Genomic DNA, 24417 nt, shown 5'->3' on the forward strand with positions numbered 1-24417 from the left:
CTTAAAAAAAGAAGCGGTTCTTATTTTAAGAAAGAATGTGCTGTTGTGTCTTGATTTTCAGTTCCTGCTTCATCAAAAATTTGTAATTGCTTGATCCAATACACCATGGCAGCAGCACAAATGATCATAAATACCCAGTTGATCGTGTTGGCACCAAACCAAGAAATAAGCTCTAAATCACGTAACCAATCCAATGGTTTTAATAAAATGTCTACAAATAAAAATTGTATGGCTTCAAAAAATGCTTTCATAATAGTATGATATTTAATAATATATTTTGGTTTTGTTAGTTTGAAAGAAACTGGTCCATCAAATATTCTAATAATCTTTGGTCGCTTGCGTCCTTCGTTTTTTAAACATGTATTATATTTACAGTCACAAAAGTATAAAATATCCTTATGATTACAAGTGTTTTTAAAAAATCTACTCCATTAAATTATTCGCTAGTAGCAATATTGATGTTGTTTTTCTTTTTAGTGTATCAATCTCAAGAAATAGCTAGCCTTAATTCTGTAGTATTGATTACAGAAAAAGTATTTGTATTCTTATTTTTGATAGGCACACTTTTTATTACCAATTTTATTTCTAAAAAGAACGGATTGAGCAAAGACAGTACCTACACGGTTTTATTTTTCTTTTTGTTCCTTCTTTTTATACCCTCGATATTCAATAATCTAAAGCTTGTTGTAACTAATTTGTTATTGCTTCTCGGCCTTCGTCGCTTACTTTCATTACAGTCCTTGAAAGCAGCTAAAGAAAAAATATTTGATGCGTCACTTTGGATATTGTTGGCCTCTATCGTTCAACCTTGGTGTATATTGTTGCTGTTGTTGGTTTTTATTTCCGTATTTTTTCATGTTTCCAATGATTATAGAAATTGGGTGGTGCCATTTATTGCGTTGTTAGCCGTGTCTATTGGTTTTTTGGTTTTCATCACTATTCAAGAAACTACCGTTCAAGAATTTTGGCTAGACAAGTTGTATGTGGATCTTTCTCTGAATTATTTCACCAACATTTATCAAAATTGGGCTTTTTCTATATTGGTTACTATAGCCCTTTTTTTCTTGGTAATCATGTTGTTTTCTTATGGTAGTAAACCACAATTACTACATAGTTCCTATAAAAAAATCATTGCATTTTTTGTATTGGCTTTGGCTGTTTTTTTTCTGTCGCCTGGCAAGAATAACGAGTTGTTGTTGTTTACTTTCGCACCATTGTCCATAATGGCGAACAACGCATTAGAAGTTTTTCAACAAAAGTTAAAGCAAGAAATGATATTAGGAGTGTTAATGCTATGCAGCTTGGTACTTTTTTTCACGCAAGTATAATTCCTTTAACGCTATACCAAACCATATATTTTTTTAATCTCAATAGTTGGGCTTTACCACAAGGGTCGGGCTCTTACGTTACAATCTTTTTGAGGTAGAAAAAGCCTCAAAAAGGATTTTCACTGCAAACGAAGTTCACTGAATTCCTATGAAAATAGTATGAGTGAAGTAATCCCTAACGCAAAAGGTTGCATCCAATAGCATTGCGTTTTATAATTTAACGCCATAGGCCAAATCGCCAGCATCACCCAATCCAGGAACGATATAACTTTTTTCGTTTAACTTTTCGTCTATAGAGCCCACCCATAAATGACAATTGCTTGGCAAATGTTCTTTTAAGTAAGCAATTCCTTCAGGCGCAGCAATAACCACCGCAATGTGAACCGACGACGGGTTTTTAGTCGCCATTATTTTTTTGTACACAGCTACAATCGATTGTCCGGTGGCCAACATCGGATCCACTAATACTACGGTTTTTTGATCAATGTCGGCTATGGCTTGGTATTCGACTAAAATATCAAAGTAATCATCATTATTCGGATGATGACGATAAGCAGAAATAAATCCATTTTCTGCGGCATCAAAATAGTTCAAAAAACCATTGTGTAAGGTCAATCCCGCTCTTAAAATAGAACAAATAACCACAGGATCTTTTATAGCTGTTGTTGATTTTATTCCCAAAGGCGTTGGAATAGTTACGGATTCATAGGGAAGAATTTTACTCAATTCATAGGCCATGATTTCGCCAATGCGTTCTATATTTCTTCGAAAACGCATGCTGTCTTTTTGAACATCAACAGCTCTAATTTGTGCCAAAAAATGATTTAAAACACTATTGGATTCTGATAAATTATGAATTTGCATGAGATTCGAATTTGGATTTGAATTTTATTGATATTTTTTATGGTATAAAAGTATAAAAAGTATCTTTGTCTTTTAAATTTATAAATATGTTTTCAAAATTAGCGTATTCCGTATTCGAGCAAAGCATCAAAGATTATCATCAATTTGATAGCGTCGATCAACCTATAAACAATCCATTTCCAAAAGAAAAATTCGAACATTTATTATACTTGAAAAACTGGATTGACACTGTACAATGGCATTATGAAGACATCATCCGTGATCCGAATATCGATCCAGTTGCAGCTTTGACTTTGAAAAGAAAAATCGATGCTTCGAATCAAGAACGTACCGATATGGTAGAATACATCGATAGTTATTTTCTTCAAAAATACAGCGGTGTAGCGGTAAAAGATTCAGCAAAAATCAATTCTGAAAGTCCAGCTTGGGCATTTGACCGTTTATCTATTTTGGCTTTGAAAATTTATCATATGAACGAAGAAGCGACTCGTGCTGAAGCTTCTCAGGAACACAGAGACAATTGTCAAACCAAGTTAAATATTCTTTTAGAACAAAGAACTGATTTGTCTACAGCCATCGACGATTTGTTGCAAGATATTGAAAACGGTGACAAATTCATGAAAGTGTACAAGCAAATGAAAATGTACAACGACGATGATTTAAATCCTGTTTTGTATCAAAATAAGAAATAAAACAAAATAATGGAACCATTAAGAAATTAAGAAAATTTAGCCAAGCTTTATGAACTTACTTTCTTAATGGTTTTTTAATGCCTTAGTTCTATTGTCAAAAAAAATTCAACATATCGCGATTATCCGACTTTCGGCTATGGGAGACGTGGCGATGACCGTTCCTGTTATTCGTGCTTTTGCTCAGCAGTATCCCAAAGTAAAAATTACAATGGTCTCTCGACCTTTTTTTCAACCTTTCTTTGAAGAGATTCCCAACCTTACTTTTTTTGCTTTTGACGAAAAAGTAAAACACAAAGGTTTTTTGGGGCTAGTACGTCTTTTTCGTGAGTTGCATTCGCTTAAAATAGATGCTTTCGTAGATTTACACAATGTACTTCGTTCTCAGGTCGTGCGAACCCTTTTTAGGATATCTGGAAAACAAGTGGTAGCCGTAGATAAAGGCAGAGCTGGCAAAAAAGCCCTAACACGTCCTGAAAATAAGGTTTTCAAACCCCTGACCACGATGTTTGAAAGACATCGCCAAGTTTTTAAAGAACTGGGTTTTACTTTAGATTTATCCAATCCTATTTTTCCTGAAAAAGCGGTTTTATCCGATGAGATCTTGAAAATCATTGGCAATCCGTCTAAAAAATTAATTGGTATTGCTCCTTTTGCACAATATGAATCGAAAGTCTATCCTTTGGACTTAATGGAGGAAGTCATCGCAAAATTAGCAGCGAATCCAGACCAAACTATTTTGCTTTTTGGTGGAGGGAAAAAAGAAGCGGAGCTATTGGATACCTTGGCAAAACCATTTGATAATGTAATTAACATAGCAGGAAGAATAAAGTTTACACAAGAACTACAATTGATTAGTAACCTTGACGTGATGTTGTCTATGGATTCTGGAAATGCACATATAGCCGCGATGTTGGGCGTAAAAGTCATTACGCTTTGGGGAGCAACCCATCCTTATGCTGGTTTTTCGCCCTTTAACCAACCTTTAGAAAATGCCTTGTTGGCGGATAGAAATTTATTTCCAAAGTTACCTACTTCGGTCTATGGCAATAAAAAAGTAGAAGGCTATGAAGACGCTATGCGTACGATTGCTGTTGATTCTATTTTAAAAGCTTTGAAATTGCTATAAGTAAGTAAATTAAGTTGCATTCTTAGTGTTTTATGGAAGGAATAATTTATTAATATTTTAACAAATAGTCTTTGGTTAATTAGTGTTAAAAACATTATTTTGGCTCATTGTGAGTTAGCTCTTACAAGTAGAAGTTAAATTAAAGCGAATAGAGTAGTTATAAGGCATGCTTTGTTATTCGCGAAATTTTAATACAATTAAACAGAAACTATTTATGCAAAGAATTACAGGATTAATTACAATTTTGTTTTTATGTTCATTTCCAGTCTTTTCTCAACAATCACATCTCTCGGGTACTCTAACCGATGGAAATGAAAAAGCACCCGTTTACAATTCAGTTGTTGCTTTATTAACTCCCGTAGATTCTATTTTATATAAGTTTACCCGTTCCGATAAAAAGGGAAATTTTAATTTTAAAAATGTAAAAGCAGGAAACTATATCCTGATGACTTCACATTATCAATATGCCGATTATGTAGACCCTATAATTATTAAGGAAAACGAAAATAAGTTGGAAACGATTGCTTTGAAAAGCAAGATAGAACTACTCCGTGAAGTGGTTATAAAAACCGGTTCGATCAGAATTAAAGGGGATACTACCAGTTACAGAGCAAGTGATTTTGTTGTTAGTGAAAACGCAAACGTAGAAGAGCTTTTAAAAAAATTACCTGGAATACAAGTAGATAAAAATGGAACCATAAAAGCTATGGGTGAAACGGTGCAAAAAGTTTTGGTAGATGGTGAAGAATTTTTTGGAGATGACCCAGGTATGGCGGTAAAAAACTTACGAGCCGATGCAGTAAAAGAAGTACAAGTTTTTGATAAGAAAAGTGATCAAGCCGAATTTACAGGAATTGACGATGGTAACACCAAAAAAACAATTAATTTAAAATTAAAAGAGGATAAGAAAAAAGGCTATTTTGGTAAGATAGATGGGGCCAATGAGCCATTTACAGCTGCTGATTCACGATACAATACTAATCTTATGTTTAGTAGTTTTAAAGGCAAAAGAAAACTATCTGCATTTTTACTAAACGGGAATACTGGTCAAGATGGACTAGGTTGGGAGGATAGTGAAAAATTTGGATCTCGCGATGACAGTTTTAGTATGAACATGGATGATGATGGTAATGTAAATTATGAATGGGCAGGAGATAATAATGATGATGAGCCTTACGTAGATTCTCAAAATGGATTTATCAAAAACACGAATGCAGGAGTACAATACTCTAATAAGTGGAATGAGAAACAAAATTTGAATGTATCTCCAAAATTCAATAAGCAAATTTATACTAATAATAATAGTAGATTTTCTCAAACACAAGTTGGAGAAACCCAATTGAATGTGGATGAATCGACAGTAACAAACGTAAATAGAAGCAATTTTAAACTCAAAGCTATTTATGATGTAAAATTAGATTCAGTAAATTCTTTGAAAATTACAGCCAACTCAAATTTTTATGATACCGAAAGTGATGACTTTAAAAAAGGAATTACAACAGGAAATGGTGGTATATTGAAGAATGAACAACAGCGTGCTTTCATCACAAATTCCGATAAAACTGCATTGTCTACAAGTATTTTGTTCAAACATAAATTTGCTAAACCGCGTCGAACGTTTGCTGTAAATAGTAGTTGGAATATGTTGAGTACCAACTCTAATAATTTTTTAAAATCTTCAAATGATAGTTATATCGATGGTGTTTTTGATACAAAAAATGATATAAATCAAAATAAAATTGGTGATAGAACCAATGAAAATTTTTCAGCTAGTTTTAGTTATTCAGAACCTATTGCTAAACAATTCTCCCTTCAGTTCGCTTATCAAATTGCTTATGATACAGGGAAAAACAACTTTTATACCTATGATTTTTCAGCAAATACAGGAAAGTATGATCAATTGGTTGCTTCATTGTCGAATGAATTTGATCAAGCAATAATTACTCACAGACCCAATTTAAAATTGAGTTACAATGCTAAAAGATTCAATTATAGTGTAGGAAGTGGTTTTGGCTTTACTTCTTTTGATTTGTTTGATAAAACGATGGTAAAACAATACAAACGCAACTATACTAACTTTTTTCCTTCTGCAAGTTTCTCATTCAAGTATAAAGGCAATAGCAACTTAAGGTTTAAATATCAAGGATCAACCATTCAGCCTACTCTTGATCAATTGCAACCGTTAAGAAATAATCAAGATTTTTTTAATCAAACACTAGGGAATCCGGATTTAAAGCAATCTTTTACAAATAAAATAGAAATATTCCAACATAGTTATGATATGTTGACGGAAACTCAATTTTATCAAGGACTTTATTTTAACACAACGACAAATGCTATTATTTATAGTAGTATAGTCGATCCAGAATCAGCTAAAACCATTTCTAAACCTATTAATTCTAATGGAAATTTCTCAGGGAATATTTATTTAGGATACGGATTAAAACTCAAGAAAATAGATGTCAGAGCTGATTTCAGTCCCTTTTTTGGGTTTAATAAAACAGCCCAAAGTATTAATGAAAAATTAGGTAGTGCTGAGAATTTAAATACCGGATTTTCGATTTATTTAAACAAGTCCAAACAAAAGCAATACGATATTACTGTAAGCAATAGGTTTACCTATAATCGAAACAGTACTACCCAAAACAGTGAAATTAAATCGTTCAACGTTAATGCTTTGAGCTTAGACATGGGCGTTTATTTTGCCGAAAAATGGAAACTATCTACTGATTATAGTTTAAATACAAGACAAAAGACGGTAGATTTTCAAGATAATCTAACCAATCAATTGTGGAACGCTAGATTACAACGTACTTTTAAAAACGACGAATTTACGGCCTATTTTATGGTACGCGATATTTTGAATCAAAACATAGGTATACAAAGAAATATTTTCGGAAATACCATTAGTCAGGAACAAAACGATAGGCTAAAAAGATATGCTATGATAGGTTTTACCTGGAATTTTAAAAATAAAGGTGAAATAGAGAAAAAATAGATTACTTGCTAATTAGGTTATAATAAGTAAAAATCCCAATGAATACTACAACTTGTAACCTTAACTCATAACTTAAAAACAATGAAAACAATAATTTTTTTTATAACAGCACTCTTTTTTACAATAACATCAACTGCTCAGCAATTTATAGATAAAGCTGTAATTGAATATGAAGTAAATACCAATCTAAAAAAGACGATGAGCAACGATAGTTGGGATGAGATGATGAAGGACAATCTTTCGGACCTTAAAATTTCTTATTTCAACTATACTTTTGCTGATAATAAAAGTGTATTTAAATTTGATAGATGGAGTCAAAAAACAAGAATTCCAAAATACCTAAAAGATTCAGATGAAGAAAACAGTTGGTATTTTGATTTTAATCTAGGAATATTCAATATGCAAAAGCAAATTATAGGTACTAATTTTGTTGTATCTGATAGTATTCCAAAAATTGAATGGAAGATTACGAACGAAAACCGAGAAATTGCGGGTTATAATTGCAGAAAAGCAGTTGGTAAAATACTGGATGACGTCTATGTATTTGCATTTTACACTGATGAAATTACGATTTCTGGTGGTCCAGTTTCAATAAGTGGTTTGCCTGGTATGATTTTAGGGCTTACCATTCCACGACTATATACTTCTTATGTAGCTACTAAAGTAGATGTCTCAGTTAAAGATACTACCATTATAAAACCCATTGCAGCCAAAAAAACATATGACGTAATAGGTTTAAAATCGTTGATGGAAGAGAAAACAAAGGAATGGTTTACCTATGGTGAGGATAAAGAAGAAAACAAAAGACAAAAAAATATGTTCTTGTGGAATGCTTTTTTATAGTAATCAGTAATAAAAATTCCAAATTCCAAAAGTTATAGCTCTTGGAATTTGGAATTTTTTTATTGTGATTTGATGAATTTGGAATTTCATCATAAATAAATCTTCTCATCTCGACAGCGTTCAAGGATATACCTTTTCAAATTCGAAATTGTGGCTTGATAATTCGGAGCTTCATAACCAAAACGCTCGTGTTCCATTTGTTCTTTCTCGATAGCGTTGCAACCTTTGAGCACTTCTTTCAGCATATCGAGCATCGTCAATTCTTTGTTCTTGGCTTGTTGAAATTTGAATTCCACAATTTCATCTTGCAAGGCTTCGCAATAGTCCATCAATTCTAACACTTCAGGTTCATCCAAAAGATAGTCTTTGTTTTTAAAAATTTCACGTATGGATTTCATAAAACCAAGCTGTTTTCATTTATTCCCCCTTTGGGGGTTTAGGGGGTTTACACATCATCAAAATCCACACGAAGTGTTGAAGAAGTTGGATAAGCTTGACAACTTAGAATTAAACCTTCGGAAATTTCATCATCAGAAAGAATAGAATTTTTCTTCATTTCGGCAGTACCTTCGGTGATACGACATAAACAGCTGCTGCAAATTCCACCTTGGCAAGAATAAGGAGCATCGATACCTTGTTTAAGAGTCGCTTCAAGTAGGGTTTGTTTGGCCGACATTTCGAAAGTAGTTTCTTCGTCGTCTACCAATACGGTAATAGTAGTGTGACCATCTACAGCTGCAGAAATGGTCTTTTCTTGTGTAGAAGAAGTAAACAATTCAAACTTAATAGCCGATTCTTTTACATTTTTCTCTTTTAAGATTGTAGAAACGGTTGTAATCATTTCTTCTGGACCGCATAAAAAGTACTTGTCGAAATTCAAAGCGGCGTGTTTTTGCGTAAGCACAGCATTCACAACCGATTTGTCAATTCGGCCAAAAAAGCCTTCTCCAGCGTGTACTTTGCTGTAAACATAATGTACGAAAAGACGTCCAACATATTGCAATTGCAAGTCGTGTAATTCTTGATGAAAGATGGTTTCTTCAGGAGTTTTATTACCGTAAACCAATACAAAAGAACTTTTTGGTTCACTTTTTAATACCGATTTTAAGATAGAAATTACAGGAGTGATTCCGCTACCTGCTACAAAAGCAGCGTAGTTTCTTTGACGCTCGGCATCAGGAGTGAAGGTGAATTTCCCCTCAGGTTGTCCTACTTCGAGTACGTCTCCCGCTTTTAATCGGCTAGTGGCAAATTGTGAGAATAGTCCATTTTTTACCGCTTTTACGGCAATGCGCAACTCGCCACTTTCAGGAGCAGAACAAATAGAATAAGCTCTGCGAATCTCTTGATTGTCTAGGGTTAAACGCAAGTTAAGGTATTGTCCTGCGGTAAAAGTATAATTGGAGGTAAGTTCTTCTGGGACATTAAAAAGTATGGAAACGGCGTCTTTGGTTTCGCGTTTTACTTCTTTGATAAGGAGTTTTAAAAAGGATGGCATAGGTTAATTTTTTTTACAAAGATAGCAAAGACCATAACTTTGATAGCGCAACCGATTGAATTTTTTATACCTAATTTTGTTATGTATAAGAATCTTATGTATATTTGAATTTCAAAAACAGATTTTCTAATCCTTCAAAATATGAAAAACTCACAGTTATACAAAGGCAGTCTCAACACCATTATTATGAAGTTGTTGGAAGAAAATGGCAAAATGTATGGGTACGAAATTACCCAGAAAGTGAAGGCGTTGACGCAAGGAGAATTGACCATTACCGAGGGCGCTTTGTATCCAGCGTTGCACAAATTGGAAGCGGAAGGATTGCTTGATGTAGAGATAGAACGAGTAGACAACCGCTTGAGAAAGTATTATAAACTCACCGAAAAAGGAACTACAGAAACCGTTAATCGATTGGCAGAATTGGAAGATTTTATCCGAAATATGCAAAGTTTAGTGAATCCAAAATTAGAATTTTAGTGTGCTATGGTAGTTTTAAATCAAGAACAAATAAGATTTATTGATGATTATTTACAAGGTTCTAAAGTACGCTATGTCGATGTGCGTTCCGAATTAACAGACCATATCGCTACAGCTGTAGAACATAAAATGCAAGACGAAGCGCTGGATTTTTATGAAGCTTTTAAAGCGTTTATGGCAGTCAATAAATCCCAGTTGTTACAGAGGAACAATGGGACTTTTGCTTATTTAAAAGAAGGTATTGTTAGTTTTTGTCCCACGTTATGGCATCCCATTACCTTAATTTTTGGTGGTATGATGCTTTTCTTAGGTTGGTATTTTGATTCGATTTTATCGCTACAAGAAATTCATTACGCAAGTTATTTTTTGATTTTGTGTTTAGGATTAACGCAAAGAATGTACTTCTCTTTGGTGATGAAAAAACACTATTTACGATTAGAGTATTTGAATTACGCTTTAATGACAATTTATTTTATAAGTGCTATGCTCAATGGTTCGTTTGATGATTTTAAAGGAAATGCTATAACGCTTTCAATAAGCATAACCTTGTTTTTTGCCTACAGTCGTTACGCTTTTGCTACTATTCAGAAATTTAAAACCAACCGAATTTAATTATTTACTATGAAACTAACCACCGAACAAATTGATTATATAGAACATACTTTAGTTAAAAATGGTCTTGATTTTGAAGATCTTAAATTTGAATTGATTGATCATATTGCATCCGAAATTGAAGTAAAAATGGCTATTGAGGAAATCTCTTTTATGCCCGCTTTTTATATTGTTTTCGATACTTGGAAGGCGCAATTGAAGCCAAGTCAGAGTGCTGCTTTTTTAGGACGAAATTTAGTGGCTCCTAAAATTGTAATTGATCGATTATCTTCTTTGAAGAAAAGAGAACTTTTAACAGGACTCGTGTTTTGTTTTATAGTAACACTTCTGTTTTATGGTATGAGTACTATGCCAGTTTTTAGAACCGTACTGCATTATGTTGAATTAATTATTCTAAAATTATTTTTGCTAACTATTATAGTGCTACTAGTATCCAAAATGGTATTGTATCAATCAAAATTGAAGACAACTTATTCAGTGTTGTTTAATAAATCATTTTTATTATCTGTACCATTTTGTGTCATTATTAGCTTGGGTGGTTTTTCATTTTTCCGAACTGAAAATATTGAGAATATAAGAATAAGTGCAGTCGCAGCCACTGTTTTGTATGGTTTCTTTCTTTTTTCTTCAGCGCGATTTTTATACCAACACTATCATTTTGTACAAAAAATTAAAAGAGTGTAATTATGAAACTTACCGCCGAACAAATAGACCAATTATATACATTCACACGCCAACATTATGTAGAGTGGTATGATCTCCAAACCGAATTGGTGGATCATTTGGCCAATGCTATTGAGGAACAATGGCAAGAAAATCCAAAGCTTTCGTTTGATCAAGCCTTACAAAACGAATTCAAAAAATTTGGTGTTTTTGGCTTTATGGACGTGGTAGAAGGCAAACAACGATTTTTACAAAAGAAATACAATCAGATTGTTTGGGCTATCGTAAAGACTTTTTTTACGCTGCCCAAAATCATGGGAACAATTGGCGCCACTGGCTTACTGTTTTTATTGTTTCGTGAGAGTCAGTACAACGGCGATTGGGTGTTGCTTTTCTATGGGTTATTGGTAGTTTTTGCTTTTTATGGAATGATTTCAAATCGGTTGAAACACAAAAAACAAATTCAGAATCAAGAAAAACGCTGGTTGTTTGAAGATATTTTACACCAACATGGGAGTTTTGCTGGCGCGATAGTTTTGCCACTAAATATTTTTTTACAACTCTTTAATCGAGCTGAACATTACTTGGATAATACATATCTTTTAGGTTTCGCCAGTTTCTTTTTGGTGCTTATGACTATTTTAATGTATGTTATCTTTTTTGAAATTCCTTCACAGTCTAAAAAATACCTTTTACAAACCTATCCAGAATATTCTTTGGCTAATTTTTGAAGGATATTACCATGAATGTTTAAAAAAGAGCCAAAATTTTTCACCATTAAGAAATGAAGAAAAGTTAAGTTTTCTTAGACTTAATGAACCTTAATAACTTAATGGTTCAAAAAATAAATAAATTTTAATTTATAAAAGTTAGATTATCGATGATAAAACCTTGTAACGTTTTATATCTTTTGTTTACTTACTCTTCAACTAAACCCAAATAACTATGTTTTTACGTTTTATTTACCTCGAGTGGAAAGCCTTTTTGCGTTCAGCTTCCTTTGGAACGAGCTTGGCGATGAGAATTTTAATGGGCTTTTTGATTGCTTATTTTACCTTGTTGTTTTTAGTGCTAGGCATTGGCGGTTTTTATGCCCTTAAGAAAATGAATTTAGACCCATTAGTAACGATTAATAAATTTTTGGTCTACTATTTTCTGTTTGATTTGGCCTTTCGATTAATGCTTCAAAAAATCCCAGTGCTCAACATTCGTCCTTTACTGGTGTTACCGATTAAGAGACCTACGATTGTGCATTTTTCTCTAGGAAAGACAGCCTTATCTTTTTTTAATATTTTGCACGCTTTTCTTTTTATTCCTTTGAGTGTCGTTTTGATTTATGAAGGGTATGATGTGGCATCTGTAGTGTATTGGCATTTGGGTGTTTTTGCCTTGGTGTACATCAATAATTTTTTGAACATTATATTGAGTAATAAAGACCAATTATTTGGTGTTTTTCTTGCGATTCTTGCAGTGCTCGGTGGATTACAATATTACGGTTATTTTGATGTAACGCTATACAGTGCTCCGTTTTTTGAGGCTTTATTTCATACTGTAGGAGTGTTTCTTATTCCACTTGTAATCTTAGGATTGTTGTACTATTATACCTTTGTTTATTTCAAAAACGAATTATATCTCGATGCTGGTTTGGCAGTAAAAGGTGAAATCGCTAAAACCGAAGATTTTACTTGGTTGAATCAATTTGGAACTTTGGGTACCTTTTTAAAGAACGACATCAAGTTAATCAAAAGAAACAAACGTTCTAAAACAACGGTTCTTATGAGTGTGCTGTTTTTGTTTTATGGATTGATTTTCTTTGGCAATCCAACACAACCTGAAGTAATGTACATTTTTGCAGGAATTTTTGTTTCGGGTGGTTTTTTATTCACATTTGGCCAGTTTGTACCGAGTTGGGATAGTTCGTATTATCAATTAATGATGACGCAAAATATTCCGTATCGTGGTTATTTGAATTCCAAATGGTGGTTAATTGTAATAGCAACTTTTGCTTCTACGATTTTGGCTAGTTTCTATCTTTATTTTGGGTGGCAAGTGTATTTGACCATTGTAGCTGGTGCGATTTACAATATTGGAATCAATTCACATCTGGTGTTGTTGGGAGGGGCTTTTACCAAAACACCTATTGATTTAACCCAAAGTAAAGGTGCTTTTGGTGACAAAAAAGCGTTCAATGTCAACACCATGTTGCTTTCGATTCCAAAAATGGTGTTGCCCTTGCTTTTGTATGCCTTAGGGAAATATTTTGGCGGACAAGCATTAGGTTTGGCCCTTGTTGCTCTTGCAGGAGTGATTGGCTTTGCCTTGAGAAACTGGGTATTCCTTCAAATTGAAAAAATTTACAAAAGAGAAAAATACAAAACCATTGCGGCTTACAAACAAAAAAGCTAATTAAAACAAAAACACTTCTAACCTCTAACTTTTAACCTCTCACTTCTCACATGATACAAGTACAAAACCTTTCAAAATCATACAACGGAACCACCGTATTAAAAATAGATCAATTAGAAATTCCAAAAGGAGAAAGTTTTGGATTGGTCGGAAATAATGGTGCTGGAAAAACCACTTTTTTCAGTTTACTACTTGATTTAATTCACCCAACCACTGGTGCCGTTATTAATAATGGTGTTCAAGTGAATACCAGCGAAAGTTGGAAACCTTTTACGGGTTCCTTTTTGGACGAAAGCTTTTTGATTGGGTATTTAACCCCCGAGGAATACTTTTATTTCATTGGAGATTTACGCGGACAAAACAAAGCCGATGTGGATGCTTTATTGGCAAAACACGAAGAGTTTTTTAATGGCGAAATCCTAAAAAACAAAAAATACTTGAGAGACTTGTCTAAAGGAAATCAAAAGAAAGTTGGGATAATTGCGACTTTAATTGGCAATCCCGAGGTCGTTATTTTAGACGAACCTTTTGCCAATTTAGACCCAACGACCGTAAACCGATTGAAAAAAATCATCAAAGAATTGGCGCAAAATCCAGACGTAACCGTTTTAGTTTCTAGTCACGATTTGTTGCATACCGTTGAAGTTTGTAACCGAATTGTCGCTTTGAATAAAGGAGAAGTAGTGAAAGATATTCAAACATCAACCGAGACTTTAGCCGAGTTGGAAGCGTTTTTTGCGGTTTAAATTCGAATATTTCAAAAAGAAACGTATTTTTACCAGTCATTATACTAAAATGATGTTTTTCAAGTTAAATGATAAAACGTTTCCTATTGAAGACTACCGGTTGTAAGCCTATTTTTATCCTACTTTTTTTCGTTTTCTTGATAGCTTGTTCTACCAAGAGAAATACTTTTTTGGCCAGAAATTCGCACGCCTTGAGTACTAAATATAATATTTTGTACAACGGTCAAATTGGCTTAGACAAAGGAATAAATGGGCTTACATCGGGTAATAAAGATAATTTTTGGGAGTTGTTACCTATTGAAAGAATGCAGCTTTCAGAGAGTACAACAGCTGAAGACAAACCCAAAAATACCGATTTTGAATTGGCCGAAACCAAGGCCACCAAAGCCATTCAAAAACACTCGATGAACATTGGTGGGCGAGAGGTCAATTATCAAATGGACAAAGCCTATCTTTTGCTTGGGAAAGCGCGTTATTACGACCAGCGTTTTGTACCAGCTTTAGATGCTTTCAACTATATATTATACAAATATCCCGAAAGTGATAAAATATACGAAGCTAAAGTCTGGCGCGAAAAAACCAATATGCGCTTGGGCAACGATGCTTTAGTGGTAAAAAACATTAACAAATTACTCAAAGACGAGGAATTCAAAGACCAACCTTTTGCAGATGCCAATGCACTTTTGGCTGAAGCCTTTTTGAATTTAGAACAAAAAGATAGCGCCGTTGCAAAACTCAAAATCGCGGTAGATTATACTAAAATAAATGAAGAAAGAGCTCGTTATCGCTTTATCTTGGGACAATTGTATCAAGAATTAGGAAAAAGAGACAGCGCGCTTTTTTGCTACGATGCGGTAATTGATATGAATCGTAATGCTAAGAGAGAGTACATTATTCAGTCCTACGCTCGAAAAGCCCAATTATTTGATTACGAAACTGGTGACCCCAATGCTTTTGTAGCCATTTATAACGAATTAATGGAGGATCGTGAGAACCGCCCTTTTTTAGATGTGATTTACCACAATATGGGATTGTTTTATGACAATTATAAGAAACCAGATTCAGCGGTTATTTTTTACAAAACATCTTTGAAAAACCAGCCAAAAGAACCTTATTTAACGGCATCCAATTATAGAAATATAGGCAATATTTATTTCAAGGCGACGGATTATACTTTGGCAGCCAAATATTATGATAGTACTTTAGTAAAGCTTAATCCTAAAACGAGAGAGTTTTATAAAATTCAAAAAAAGCGTAAAGATTTAGACGAGGCCATTCGATTAGAAACAAGTACGAAAAGAAACGATAGTATTTTGAAGGTTTTGGCTTTTAGCCCGACAGAGCGAGAGGACTATTTTGGGAAATATATTGTCACAATCAAAAAGCAAGATTCTATTAAACGAGTTGAGGCTGAAAAGCAAAAGCAAAAGTTAGCGAATATTGAACGTAATTTATCGGCTTCTTCCTCTGATCCTTCCGTAGTTCCTACGGGTCCTGGATTGCCAAACAAAAATGCATTTTTGCCTCCAAGCGACACTCAACAATCCGAATCAACCAACACGTTTTATTTTTACAACCCGAAAACGGTAGCTTTTGGTAAAGTTGAATTCAGAAAAACTTTCGGGAACCGTGCTTTGGTCGAAAACTGGATGTTTTCATCGGTCAAAAAGGGAGCAACAAACACCTCTGTTGAAGAGACAGCAGACACTGAAATTGTTGTAGAGAAAGCCGTGGAAGATCCCCGCTACACTTTGGCCTATTATTTAGAGCAATTACCAGTTTCTGCTTCAGCTATGGATAGCATCAATCGAGAACGTAATCTTGGGTATTATCAATTGGGAGTAGTTTACAAAGAAAAGTTTAAAGAATATGAATTAGCAATTGGTAAACTAGAACAGTTGCTTACTTTTCAGCCCGAAGACAAGTTGATTCCGCCCACGCTTTATAATTTGTATAAGATGTACGAAAGCAAGGCTACTTTACAAGCGGAGAGAGTAAAAAAAGCTATAACAGCACAATATCCTGATTCTAGATACGCAAGAATACTCAATGATCCAACTTTTGATAGCTCAAAGGATAAAGAATCTCCTGAGAACACCTATAAAATGTGTTATGAATGGTTTAAGGAAGATAAGTTTTCGGAGGTAATTCAGCGGTGCAATCAAATGATTGAACAGTTAACCGGAGAGGAAATAGTAGCCAAATTTGAGCTGCTCAAAGCTAATACTTTGGGTAAAATAAAAGGATTGCCAGCTTACAAAGAAGCGATGCAATATGTTGCCGTTACCTACGCGGCTACCGAGGAAGGAAAAACAGCTGGCGATATTGTGAGCACTCAGATTCCTATTTTGGAACGTATGGCTTTTAGCACAGTGGAGAGTAAAAACTGGAAAGTTATTTTTAGAATTCCAATCGAAGATTACAAGCAAGAACAAGCCATAGAGCAGTGGATTAAAAATTTTGTAGCCAAGGAAAATCTTGAAAATTTGTATTACACTTGCGATAATTATACCGACACGGAACGTATCATTTGTTGGCATGGTTTTACTTCTCAATGGTATGCCAATGATGTATCGGTAATTTTTAATAAAACAGGTTCGCCCTCAGAGATCCAAAAAGCGATTCCGATTAGCAACGAAAATTATTCGATTGTGCAAATGAAGAAAAATTTAGACTCGTATTTAGTTCCCAAAACACCCTAATAATATGTTCTCCAAAAAAGAAAAACAGCCCTACACAGATTTACTCGGAAAAACTAATAGAATTGTTGAAGCTACCCAAATTAAAGGGGATATTTTTTCGGCCGCCGATTTTAGATTGGATGGTGAATTGATTGGAAATTTTACCTCTAATGGCAAGCTTGTTATTGGTCCAACGGGCAAAGTAGTAGGCGATGTGGTTTGTAAGAGTGCCGAGATTGAAGGCGTTTTTAAAGGCAAATTGATGGTAGCTGAATTGTTGAATTTAAAAGCAACGGCTACAGTAGAAGGCGAAGTTGTCATAGGGAAATTAGCCATAGAACCTGGGGCTATTTTTACGGCCAATTGTGTGATGAAAATACCCGAAACTAACACATCTGATGGCACCGATTCCAAATAAACGCAAGCCTAATAAGTGGCTGGCCTTAATCAATATTCCTATTCAAATGGGCGTGTTGATTTTTTTGTTTGCCTATTTAGGCGATTGGCTAGACGAAAACCACCCAAGTCCAAGAATATATTATGTCAAAATTTTAGTAATTGTCGGTGTTTTTTTGGCCATGTACAATGTGTATCGACAAGTAAATGAAATCAATAAAAATCAATAAATGAATCTTAGCGTTCTAAAAAAAATAATTCCAGTTTTACTTGTAATAGGGCTTCTTTTTGTGGTACACACTTTTCTTTTTAATGTTTTAAACATCAGTACGCACTCTTTTATTTATCCTTTGGAGGAGCTTTATTTTTGGTTTACTGTTTTTAGTATATTGGTTATCATAACTTTACTTTTGGTGCAAAATAAAAGTTTTGACAATGTTGGAATGAGTTTTTTATTGACGACAAGCGTAAAAATGATATTTTGTTACTTGATTGTACGGCCCGTTTTACAACGCTCAAGCCCAGATAATACAATAGAAAAGCTGAACTTTTTTGGTCTATTTGTTGTATTTTTGGCCATTGAAACTTTGTTCACCATTTACCTTGTAAATGAAAAGAAAAAGTAGGGTTAAAAAAAGTTAAATTCGGTAAAAAATAATTTTTTATATCCTTTTGGATAATAATAAAAAATGTACATTTGCACCAAATTTTCAGAAACGTAATAAATAAAGATATTTAACTGTTATGGTGATTTCAAACAAACCACTTCGATTTTTAGTTGCAATTTTAGTAGCCTGCCTTCCTCTATTTTCTATAGCAAATCCTGTTATCGACAGTACTAAGCAAGAGGTGGTAGCAATATCTCAAGAAGAATCAGTTGCGCATCATCCTTCAAACGATGTAGCTCATGCGGCTCCAAAAGATATTAAGTCAGAAATCAAAGAATTCATCAATCACCACTTATTAGATTCACATTCTTTTAATTTTAATGCAAATAAAGAAACTGGAGAACACTACGGTTTTTCATTGCCAATTATTCTTTGGGATAATGGTTTACAAGTATTTTCTTCAGCTGCATTTCACCACGGTCCTGTAGCTGATGTTGCAGAGCACAACGGAAACTTCTACAAGTTACACCACGAAAAAATTTATAAAACCGATGCTAAAGGTACACTTACTGAAGCGCACGGTCATCCAACAAATGTTCAGCCATTAGATTTGTCAATAACTAAAAGTGTAGTTGGTATTTTGTTTGTGGCTATTTTGATGTTGGTATTGTTCTCAAGCTTAGCCAAGTCTTATGCTAAAAACGGAGGAATTGCAAAAGGAGCAGGACGTTTCTTTGAACCATTAGTAATCTATGTAAGAGACGAGATTGCTATTCCAAACATTGGAGAGAAAGGGTACAAAAAATATATGAGTTATTTATTGACGATTTTCTTCTTCATCTTTTTCTTGAACATTTTAGGATTAACTCCGTTTGGATTCAATGTAACAGGTAATATTGCAATTACTTTTTCATTAGCTATCTTGACGTATTTAATCACAACATTTACCGCTAACAAAAATTATTGGGCACACATTTTCTGGATGCCAGGAGTACCTACCCCAATGAAATTTATCTTAGCGCCTATCGAATTATTAGGAACAATCATTAAACCATTTTCATTGATGATACGTTTGTATGCTAACATTTTAGCAGGTCACGTAGTACTGATGAGTATCATTGGGTTGATGTTTATTTTCAAAAGCTGGATTGGAAGTACTTTGTCATTCGGATTGGCATTTGCACTTTCTATTCTAGAAATATTAGTCGCGTTTCTTCAAGCGTATATCTTCACTATGTTGTCTGCTCTTTATTTTGGAGCTGGTAACGAAGAGCATCACCACGACGAAGCACACCACTAAAAGTTAGAAATTAGAAGTGAGAAGTTAGAAATTTTCTAACCTCGAATTTCTAACCTCTAACCTCAAATTGAATGTTTAATTTTTAATATATATATTATGCAAATTCCAGAAATTGTTGGATCAGGATTAATTGTTATCGGAGCAGGTTTAGGTATTGGTAGAATTGGTGGTTCAGCAATGGACGCTATTGCTCGTCAACCAGAAGCTTCAGGTAAAATCCAAACAGCTATGCTTATTGCTGCTGCACTAATTGAAGGTATTGGTTTCGCGGCTTTATTCGCTTAATTAAAAACTGAAAAACAATAGTTGCAACGGTTGGTTGTGACTATTGTTTTAAAATTAAAACATTAAAATTATATAATAGAGATAAAAATGGATAAGTTAATTAATGATTTTTCGTTTGGTTTGTTTATTTGGCAAATAGTAATATTTGTTGGATTGATTCTTTTGTTGAAAAAATTTGCATGGAAACCAATTCTTGACGCAGTAAACGAAAGAGAAGAAGGAATCAAAAATGCTTTGGAATCTGCTGAAAATGCAAAGAAAGAAATGCAAGAATTGCAAGCAGACAACCAACGTATTTTACAAGAAGCTAGATTAGAGCGTGACAGCATGCTTAAAGAAGCTCGTGAAATGAAAGAAAAAATCGTTGCTGATGCCAAAAATGAAGCGCAAACTCAAGGTCAAAAAATGATCGAGCAAGCTAAAGCGGCTATCGAAAGCGAAAAAAATGCAGCTATGAATGAGTTGAAATTACAAGTTTCTACTTTGTCATTGAGTATTGCAGAAAAAGTATTAAAAGACGAATTATCTAACAAAGAAGCTCAAACTAAATTGGTTGAGAAAATGTTAGGAGACGTTAAATTGAACTAATTATGGCAGGTACAAGAGCAGCAATTCGATATTCGAAAGCAATTCTAGACATTGCCAATGCAAAGCAAGTAGCTGAAGCAGTGAACAATGACATGAAGTTGATAGGTGATACTATTGCTTCTAATTTGGAATTAAGCACTTTCATTCAAAACCCAACTTTAAAAGTTGAGGTTAAAGAGCAAGCGCTTTTAGAAGTATTTGCTTCAGCAAATGGCGTGACCAAAAGCTTATTTCATTTATTATTCGAAAACAAAAGATTCGAAATTCTAGAAGGTATTGCTTCAGAATACAATAAATTATTTGATAGTATGAATGGGGTAGAAGTTGCGAATGTAACAACTGCTATCGCTATGGATGCCGCTTTAGAAGCTAAAGTATTGGCTAAAATTGCAACCCTTTCAGATAAAAAAATTCAAATCGAAAACACAATAGATCCTTCTATTATTGGAGGTTTTGTTTTAAGAATAGGTGACAAGCAATACAATGCTTCTGTTGCTAACAAATTGCAAGTTTTAAAAAGAGAATTAAGTAACTAGTTTTATCACACATTTAAGTGTCTAAATTATAAAGTAAGATGGCGGAAATCAAACCTGCTGAAATTTCAGCAATATTAAAGAAGCAAGTTGAAAGTTTTGAATCTGGTGCTACACTAGAAGAAGTAGGAACAGTACTTAATGTTGGAGATGGTATTGCTCGTGTTTACGGGCTATCTAATGTTCAATATGGTGAGTTAGTTGAATTTGAAAATGGGTTAGAAGCAATCGTTTTGAACCTGGAAGAAGACAACGTAGGGGTGGTACTTTTAGGACCATCAACTGGAATCAAAGAAGGTTCTACTGCCAAAAGAACACAACGTATTGCTTCTCTTAAAACAGGAGAAGGAATGGTAGGACGTGTAGTAAACACTTTAGGTCAGCCAATTGATGGTAAAGGACCAATCACAGGTGAGTTATACGAAATGCCATTAGAAAGAAAAGCTCCTGGAGTTATCTTCCGTCAGCCAGTAACTGAACCATTACAAACAGGTGTAAAAGCAGTTGATGCTATGATTCCTGTAGGACGTGGACAACGTGAGTTAGTTATTGGTGACCGTCAAACTGGTAAATCAACAGTTTGTATCGATACTATCTTAAATCAAAAAGAATTTTACGATGCAGGTCAACCTGTATTTTGTATCTATGTAGCTATTGGTCAAAAAGCTTCTACTGTTGCTGGAATTGCAAAAATGTTAGAAGAAAAAGGAGCAATGGCTTATACAGTGATTGTTGCAGCTAATGCTTCTGACCCAGCGCCAATGCAAGTTTATGCTCCTTTCGCAGGTGCTGCAATTGGTGAATACTTTAGAGATTCAGGTCGTCCAGCTTTAATTGTTTATGATGACTTATCTAAACAAGCGGTAGCTTACCGTGAGGTGTCTCTTTTGTTAAGAAGACCTCCAGGACGTGAGGCTTACCCTGGTGACGTTTTCTACTTACACTCTCGTTTATTAGAAAGAGCTTGTAAAGTTATTGCTGATGACTCTATCGCTAAAAATATGAATGACTTACCAGATTCTTTAAAAGGAATCGTTAAAGGTGGTGGTTCATTAACAGCTTTACCAATTATCGAAACACAAGCGGGTGACGTATCTGCGTATATCCCAACAAACGTAATTTCGATTACAGATGGTCAGATTTTCTTGGATGGAGATTTGTTCAACTCTGGGGTTCGTCCAGCGATTAACGTAGGTATCTCTGTATCTCGTGTGGGTGGTAACGCTCAAATTAAATCCATGAAAAAAGTAGCGGGTACTTTAAAATTAGACCAAGCACAATTCCGTGAATTGGAAGCGTTTGCTAAATTCGGTTCTGATTTGGATGCTGTTACTTTGAACGTAATTGAAAAGGGAAAAAGAAACGTTGAAATCTTGAAACAAGGTTTGAACGACCCTTATACTGTTGAAGACCAAGTTGCAATTATTTATGCTGGTTCTAAAAACTTGTTGAGAAATGTTCCTGTAAATAAAGTAAAAGAATTCGAAAAAGATTTCTTAGAATACATGAATAACAAAAACAGAGCAACTTTGGATGCTTTGAAAGCAGGTAAATTTACAGACGAAATTACAGATGTAATTGAAGCTGCAGCAAAAGAAATTTCAGCAAAATATAACTAATCTAGTGAATAGTAATTAGTGATTAGTCAATAGCTAGTCACTAATTACTTATTACTATTTACTTAAAAATACAATGGCTAATTTAAAGGAAATCCGTAATAGAATTGTTTCCATTTCATCTACGATGCAAATTACATCGGCGATGAAAATGGTTTCTGCTGCAAAGTTGAAAAAAGCACAAGACGCCATCACTGCGATGCGTCCTTATGCTGAAAAACAAACGGAGTTACTACAAAACCTTTCTGCTACCTTAGATGGTGATGTAGGAGGTGAGTATACTACACAAAGAGAAATCAAAAAAGTGTTATTGGTAGCTATTACTTCTAACCGTGGTTTGTGTGGTGCTTTTAATTCTAACGTAATCAAGGAAGTTAAAGTACGTGCAGACTATTATGCAGGAAAACAAGTGGATGTTTTTGCTATTGGTAAAAAAGGAAATGATGTTTTGGGTAAAAGTTTTGCAGTAGTTGGTAACGAGAGTAAAGTTTTTGATGCCTTAAGTTTTGAGAACGTTGCTACAATTGCTGATAATTTAACACAACAATTTATTGTGGGTAATTATGACAGAATTGAATTGGTATACAACCAATTTAAAAACGCTGCTACTCAAATCGTTCAAACGGAACAATTTTTGCCTTTAGCACCAATTAAAGCTGATAAAGCGGTTACTTCTGGAGATTATATTTTTGAGCCTTCAAAAGAAGAAATCGTGTTGACTTTGATTCCTAAATCATTGAAAACGCAATTATATAAAGGAATTAGAGATTCATTCGCTTCAGAACATGGCGCTCGTATGACTGCTATGCACAAAGCAACAGACAATGCTACAGAATTACGTGACCAATTGAAGTTAACGTATAACAAAGCCCGTCAAGCTGCAATTACAAGCGAAATCTTAGAAATCGTTGGTGGTGCAGAAGCTTTGAACGCTTAATCCGTTCTACACTTAAAAACAAAAAGAGCCAACAGACGTTGGCTCTTTTTGTTTTTAATATTTCTTATGATTCCACTTTAATACTTGTTGTTTTTGCTTTGGTTTCTCATTGGTGCTAACCAGCACTTTTATGGCTAAAATGGAGTCTATTTTTTTCTGGTCATAAATGACTAACCAAGAATAAGATTTTGATTTTTTATTTTCCCATAGAGAAGTTGCTATTTCTTCTTCTATGGTGGGTAAGGCCATCTTTCCTTTTTTTTGTGAATAAGCTAAAGTAGAAAGTATGGAAAATAGTAATATAAAAAGTAATTTTTTATGCATGGTTAATTTAGGGTTAGTTTGTCTGTACTCTAACTAAAATTGTGCCAATTGCTTTTTTTTAGTTAAAAATCGTAAGAATTAGATTAAAATAGTTTTGGTGTTATTCTAATAGTTTGCAAGCATATTGTAGAATGAACTAGATTAATGTCTTATTGGATTTCCTAAAATTCCTCATCCCACATCTTTCCATCTCATCCCTTTTTTCTCTAATTTTACACTTTTAAAATTACCTATGGAAATTCAACTTAGAGAATTGAGCACTAAAGAAGAGATGCTGGCTCATATTGACATGATGCGTCATTTGTATCCCACTTTTACCATTGAAAAATACGACACCTATCTTACCGAAATGATTCCGCATAACTATAAACAGCTTGCTGTTTTTGAAGGCGAAGTTTGTTTAGGGATTACGGGTTTTTGGCAAGGGTATAAATTATGGTCTGGGAAGTATATTGAAATCGATAATTTTGTAGTGCATCCCGACCATCGCGCCAAAGGTATTGGAAAAATGATGACGGATTATATTGATGCTAAAGCCAAAGCGACGAACTGCACTATGATAGTTTTGGATGCATTTACAGGAAACTTCAATGCGCATCGTTTTTATTACAACCAAGGGTACGTGCCCAAAGGCTTTCATTTTTTGAAAATCATCAACGAAGAGGGGCTTTCTTAAAATTTTAAACCATTTAAGGCATATAAGGTCATTTAAGTTTTTTCTATGTGAACCTTGTGTAAGTTTTTGTGTTCTTTGTGGTTATTTTTTTCAACCATATAAAGGGCACGTAAGGTCATATAAGTCACGTTTGAAGTAAATGTTGAATTTCCTTTGTGAACTTTGTGTAACCCTTTGTGCACTTTGTGGTTACTTTAGCACAAAGCACACCTACTATTCT

The 24417-nt window shown here is 34.1% G+C and carries 26 protein-coding genes; 21 read left to right on the forward strand and 5 right to left on the reverse strand.

Translation table 11 applies throughout. From position 1 onward, the window contains the following. Positions 1–20: 20 nt before the first annotated feature. Positions 21–251 (reverse strand): DUF6341 family protein, encoded by a 231-nt coding sequence (locus AO58_RS0104470; protein ID WP_024980552.1) that lies wholly within the window; start codon positions 249–251, stop codon positions 21–23. Positions 252–398: 147 nt separating this feature from the next. Here AO58_RS0104470 and AO58_RS0104475 point away from each other — a divergent pair, with 147 nt between their 5' ends. Then, on the forward strand, positions 399–1328 hold the full coding sequence (locus tag AO58_RS0104475) for a DUF6427 family protein (RefSeq protein ID WP_024980553.1): 930 nt from the start codon (positions 399–401) through the stop codon (positions 1326–1328). Between the two features lie 210 nt (positions 1329–1538). Here the strand turns inward: AO58_RS0104475 and upp are convergent, their stop codons facing one another. Continuing rightward, entirely contained in the window at positions 1539–2192 is a 654-nt protein-coding gene (gene upp / locus AO58_RS0104480; protein WP_024980554.1) for a uracil phosphoribosyltransferase, read from the reverse strand. Between the two features lie 86 nt (positions 2193–2278). Here upp and AO58_RS0104485 point away from each other — a divergent pair, with 86 nt between their 5' ends. From AO58_RS0104485 to AO58_RS17530, 4 genes are all read left to right on the forward strand, one after another. Then, positions 2279–2884 carry a DUF4254 domain-containing protein gene (locus AO58_RS0104485; RefSeq protein WP_024980555.1) on the forward strand — a complete coding sequence of 202 codons (606 nt, stop codon included), beginning with the start codon at positions 2279–2281 and terminating at the stop codon, positions 2882–2884. Positions 2885–3020: 136 nt separating this feature from the next. After that, on the forward strand, positions 3021–4010 hold the full coding sequence (locus AO58_RS0104490; protein WP_051536616.1) for a glycosyltransferase family 9 protein: 990 nt from the start codon (positions 3021–3023) through the stop codon (positions 4008–4010). A 214-nt stretch (positions 4011–4224) separates the two neighbouring features. Continuing rightward, on the forward strand, positions 4225–7008 hold the full coding sequence (locus AO58_RS0104495) for an outer membrane beta-barrel protein (RefSeq protein WP_024980557.1): 2784 nt from the start codon (positions 4225–4227) through the stop codon (positions 7006–7008). A gap of 81 nt (positions 7009–7089) precedes the next feature. After that, positions 7090–7851 carry a GLPGLI family protein gene (locus AO58_RS17530; protein WP_024980558.1) on the forward strand — a complete coding sequence of 254 codons (762 nt, stop codon included), beginning with the start codon at positions 7090–7092 and terminating at the stop codon, positions 7849–7851. 89 nt (positions 7852–7940) lie between these two features. Here AO58_RS17530 and AO58_RS0104505 read toward each other — a convergent pair whose 3' ends face one another. Together AO58_RS0104505 and AO58_RS0104510 are read right to left on the reverse strand one after the other, a co-directional pair. Continuing rightward, positions 7941–8249, reverse strand: coding sequence for a hypothetical protein (locus tag AO58_RS0104505; RefSeq protein WP_024980559.1), 309 nt, complete (start codon positions 8247–8249; stop codon positions 7941–7943). Between the two features lie 47 nt (positions 8250–8296). After that, a complete protein-coding gene (locus AO58_RS0104510; RefSeq protein WP_024980560.1) occupies positions 8297–9349 on the reverse strand; it encodes a ferredoxin--NADP reductase in 1053 nt (350 codons plus the stop codon). 141 nt (positions 9350–9490) lie between these two features. Here AO58_RS0104510 and AO58_RS0104515 point away from each other — a divergent pair, with 141 nt between their 5' ends. The 15 genes from AO58_RS0104515 to atpG all read left to right on the forward strand — a co-directional run bounded on the left by AO58_RS0104515 (position 9491) and on the right by atpG (position 23197). Then, positions 9491–9826 carry a PadR family transcriptional regulator gene (locus AO58_RS0104515; protein ID WP_024980561.1) on the forward strand — a complete coding sequence of 112 codons (336 nt, stop codon included), beginning with the start codon at positions 9491–9493 and terminating at the stop codon, positions 9824–9826. Positions 9827–9832: 6 nt separating this feature from the next. Further along, positions 9833–10438: a hypothetical protein gene (locus tag AO58_RS0104520; RefSeq protein WP_024980562.1), complete on the forward strand. Its 606-nt coding sequence runs from the start codon at positions 9833–9835 to the stop codon at positions 10436–10438. 9 nt (positions 10439–10447) lie between these two features. Continuing rightward, complete coding sequence (locus tag AO58_RS0104525; protein ID WP_024980563.1) at positions 10448–11122, forward strand: hypothetical protein; 675 nt, start codon at positions 10448–10450, stop codon at positions 11120–11122. Positions 11123–11124: 2 nt separating this feature from the next. Further along, positions 11125–11832, forward strand: a complete 708-nt coding sequence (locus AO58_RS0104530; protein WP_024980564.1) for a hypothetical protein — start codon at positions 11125–11127, stop codon at positions 11830–11832. Positions 11833–12046: 214 nt separating this feature from the next. Continuing rightward, the gene (locus AO58_RS0104535; RefSeq protein WP_024980565.1) at positions 12047–13507 is read left to right on the forward strand and encodes a DUF5687 family protein; all 1461 of its coding nucleotides are present in this window, start codon (positions 12047–12049) and stop codon (positions 13505–13507) included. 50 nt (positions 13508–13557) lie between these two features. Next, complete coding sequence (locus tag AO58_RS0104540; protein WP_024980566.1) at positions 13558–14253, forward strand: ABC transporter ATP-binding protein; 696 nt, start codon at positions 13558–13560, stop codon at positions 14251–14253. Between the two features lie 86 nt (positions 14254–14339). Next, entirely contained in the window at positions 14340–16955 is a 2616-nt protein-coding gene (porW, locus tag AO58_RS0104545) for a type IX secretion system periplasmic lipoprotein PorW/SprE (protein ID WP_024980567.1), read from the forward strand. Positions 16956–16959: 4 nt separating this feature from the next. Beyond that, positions 16960–17352 (forward strand): bactofilin family protein, encoded by a 393-nt coding sequence (locus tag AO58_RS0104550; protein ID WP_024980568.1) that lies wholly within the window; start codon positions 16960–16962, stop codon positions 17350–17352. Then, positions 17333–17560 carry an AtpZ/AtpI family protein gene (locus AO58_RS0104555; RefSeq protein WP_024980569.1) on the forward strand — a complete coding sequence of 76 codons (228 nt, stop codon included), beginning with the start codon at positions 17333–17335 and terminating at the stop codon, positions 17558–17560. Before AO58_RS0104550 ends, AO58_RS0104555 begins: the two co-directional genes overlap by 20 nt. 514 nt (positions 17561–18074) lie before the next feature. Then, on the forward strand, positions 18075–19238 hold the full coding sequence (gene atpB / locus AO58_RS0104565; protein WP_024980571.1) for a F0F1 ATP synthase subunit A: 1164 nt from the start codon (positions 18075–18077) through the stop codon (positions 19236–19238). Positions 19239–19334: 96 nt separating this feature from the next. Beyond that, positions 19335–19523: an ATP synthase F0 subunit C gene (gene atpE / locus AO58_RS0104570; RefSeq protein ID WP_024980572.1), complete on the forward strand. Its 189-nt coding sequence runs from the start codon at positions 19335–19337 to the stop codon at positions 19521–19523. An 87-nt stretch (positions 19524–19610) separates the two neighbouring features. Next, on the forward strand, positions 19611–20111 hold the full coding sequence (locus AO58_RS0104575; protein WP_024980573.1) for a F0F1 ATP synthase subunit B: 501 nt from the start codon (positions 19611–19613) through the stop codon (positions 20109–20111). Positions 20112–20113: 2 nt separating this feature from the next. Continuing rightward, positions 20114–20647 carry an ATP synthase F1 subunit delta gene (gene atpH / locus AO58_RS0104580; protein WP_024980574.1) on the forward strand — a complete coding sequence of 178 codons (534 nt, stop codon included), beginning with the start codon at positions 20114–20116 and terminating at the stop codon, positions 20645–20647. A 38-nt stretch (positions 20648–20685) separates the two neighbouring features. After that, positions 20686–22263, forward strand: a complete 1578-nt coding sequence (gene atpA / locus AO58_RS0104585; protein WP_024980575.1) for a F0F1 ATP synthase subunit alpha — start codon at positions 20686–20688, stop codon at positions 22261–22263. 73 nt (positions 22264–22336) lie between these two features. After that, positions 22337–23197: an ATP synthase F1 subunit gamma gene (gene atpG, locus AO58_RS0104590; RefSeq protein ID WP_024980576.1), complete on the forward strand. Its 861-nt coding sequence runs from the start codon at positions 22337–22339 to the stop codon at positions 23195–23197. 54 nt (positions 23198–23251) lie between these two features. Here atpG and AO58_RS0104595 read toward each other — a convergent pair whose 3' ends face one another. After that, positions 23252–23446: a hypothetical protein gene (locus tag AO58_RS0104595; protein ID WP_139225519.1), complete on the reverse strand. Its 195-nt coding sequence runs from the start codon at positions 23444–23446 to the stop codon at positions 23252–23254. 307 nt (positions 23447–23753) lie between these two features. Here AO58_RS0104595 and AO58_RS0104600 point away from each other — a divergent pair, with 307 nt between their 5' ends. After that, positions 23754–24197: a GNAT family N-acetyltransferase gene (locus AO58_RS0104600; RefSeq protein ID WP_024980578.1), complete on the forward strand. Its 444-nt coding sequence runs from the start codon at positions 23754–23756 to the stop codon at positions 24195–24197. The last annotated feature ends 220 nt before the right edge of the window (positions 24198–24417 follow it).

Source organism: Flavobacterium succinicans LMG 10402 (assembly GCF_000611675.1).
Classification (GTDB): domain Bacteria; phylum Bacteroidota; class Bacteroidia; order Flavobacteriales; family Flavobacteriaceae; genus Flavobacterium; species Flavobacterium succinicans.

Excerpts from the sequence above, each read along its gene's own strand:
- AO58_RS0104470 (WP_024980552.1), bottom strand. The coding sequence starts at position 251 with ATGAAAGCATTTTTTGAAGCCATACAATTTTTATTTGTAGACATTTTA.
- AO58_RS0104475 (WP_024980553.1), top strand. The coding sequence starts at position 399 with ATGATTACAAGTGTTTTTAAAAAATCTACTCCATTAAATTATTCGCTA.
- upp (WP_024980554.1), bottom strand. The coding sequence starts at position 2,192 with ATGCAAATTCATAATTTATCAGAATCCAATAGTGTTTTAAATCATTTT.
- AO58_RS0104485 (WP_024980555.1), top strand. The coding sequence starts at position 2,279 with ATGTTTTCAAAATTAGCGTATTCCGTATTCGAGCAAAGCATCAAAGAT.
- AO58_RS0104490 (WP_051536616.1), top strand. The coding sequence starts at position 3,021 with ATGGGAGACGTGGCGATGACCGTTCCTGTTATTCGTGCTTTTGCTCAG.
- AO58_RS0104495 (WP_024980557.1), top strand. The coding sequence starts at position 4,225 with ATGCAAAGAATTACAGGATTAATTACAATTTTGTTTTTATGTTCATTT.
- AO58_RS17530 (WP_024980558.1), top strand. The coding sequence starts at position 7,090 with ATGAAAACAATAATTTTTTTTATAACAGCACTCTTTTTTACAATAACA.
- AO58_RS0104505 (WP_024980559.1), bottom strand. The coding sequence starts at position 8,249 with ATGAAATCCATACGTGAAATTTTTAAAAACAAAGACTATCTTTTGGAT.
- AO58_RS0104510 (WP_024980560.1), bottom strand. The coding sequence starts at position 9,349 with ATGCCATCCTTTTTAAAACTCCTTATCAAAGAAGTAAAACGCGAAACC.
- AO58_RS0104515 (WP_024980561.1), top strand. The coding sequence starts at position 9,491 with ATGAAAAACTCACAGTTATACAAAGGCAGTCTCAACACCATTATTATG.
- AO58_RS0104520 (WP_024980562.1), top strand. The coding sequence starts at position 9,833 with ATGGTAGTTTTAAATCAAGAACAAATAAGATTTATTGATGATTATTTA.
- AO58_RS0104525 (WP_024980563.1), top strand. The coding sequence starts at position 10,448 with ATGAAACTAACCACCGAACAAATTGATTATATAGAACATACTTTAGTT.
- AO58_RS0104530 (WP_024980564.1), top strand. The coding sequence starts at position 11,125 with ATGAAACTTACCGCCGAACAAATAGACCAATTATATACATTCACACGC.
- AO58_RS0104535 (WP_024980565.1), top strand. The coding sequence starts at position 12,047 with ATGTTTTTACGTTTTATTTACCTCGAGTGGAAAGCCTTTTTGCGTTCA.
- AO58_RS0104540 (WP_024980566.1), top strand. The coding sequence starts at position 13,558 with ATGATACAAGTACAAAACCTTTCAAAATCATACAACGGAACCACCGTA.
- AO58_RS0104550 (WP_024980568.1), top strand. The coding sequence starts at position 16,960 with ATGTTCTCCAAAAAAGAAAAACAGCCCTACACAGATTTACTCGGAAAA.
- AO58_RS0104555 (WP_024980569.1), top strand. The coding sequence starts at position 17,333 with ATGGCACCGATTCCAAATAAACGCAAGCCTAATAAGTGGCTGGCCTTA.
- atpB (WP_024980571.1), top strand. The coding sequence starts at position 18,075 with ATGGTGATTTCAAACAAACCACTTCGATTTTTAGTTGCAATTTTAGTA.
- atpE (WP_024980572.1), top strand. The coding sequence starts at position 19,335 with ATGCAAATTCCAGAAATTGTTGGATCAGGATTAATTGTTATCGGAGCA.
- AO58_RS0104575 (WP_024980573.1), top strand. The coding sequence starts at position 19,611 with ATGGATAAGTTAATTAATGATTTTTCGTTTGGTTTGTTTATTTGGCAA.
- atpH (WP_024980574.1), top strand. The coding sequence starts at position 20,114 with ATGGCAGGTACAAGAGCAGCAATTCGATATTCGAAAGCAATTCTAGAC.
- atpA (WP_024980575.1), top strand. The coding sequence starts at position 20,686 with ATGGCGGAAATCAAACCTGCTGAAATTTCAGCAATATTAAAGAAGCAA.
- atpG (WP_024980576.1), top strand. The coding sequence starts at position 22,337 with ATGGCTAATTTAAAGGAAATCCGTAATAGAATTGTTTCCATTTCATCT.
- AO58_RS0104595 (WP_139225519.1), bottom strand. The coding sequence starts at position 23,446 with ATGGCCTTACCCACCATAGAAGAAGAAATAGCAACTTCTCTATGGGAA.
- AO58_RS0104600 (WP_024980578.1), top strand. The coding sequence starts at position 23,754 with ATGGAAATTCAACTTAGAGAATTGAGCACTAAAGAAGAGATGCTGGCT.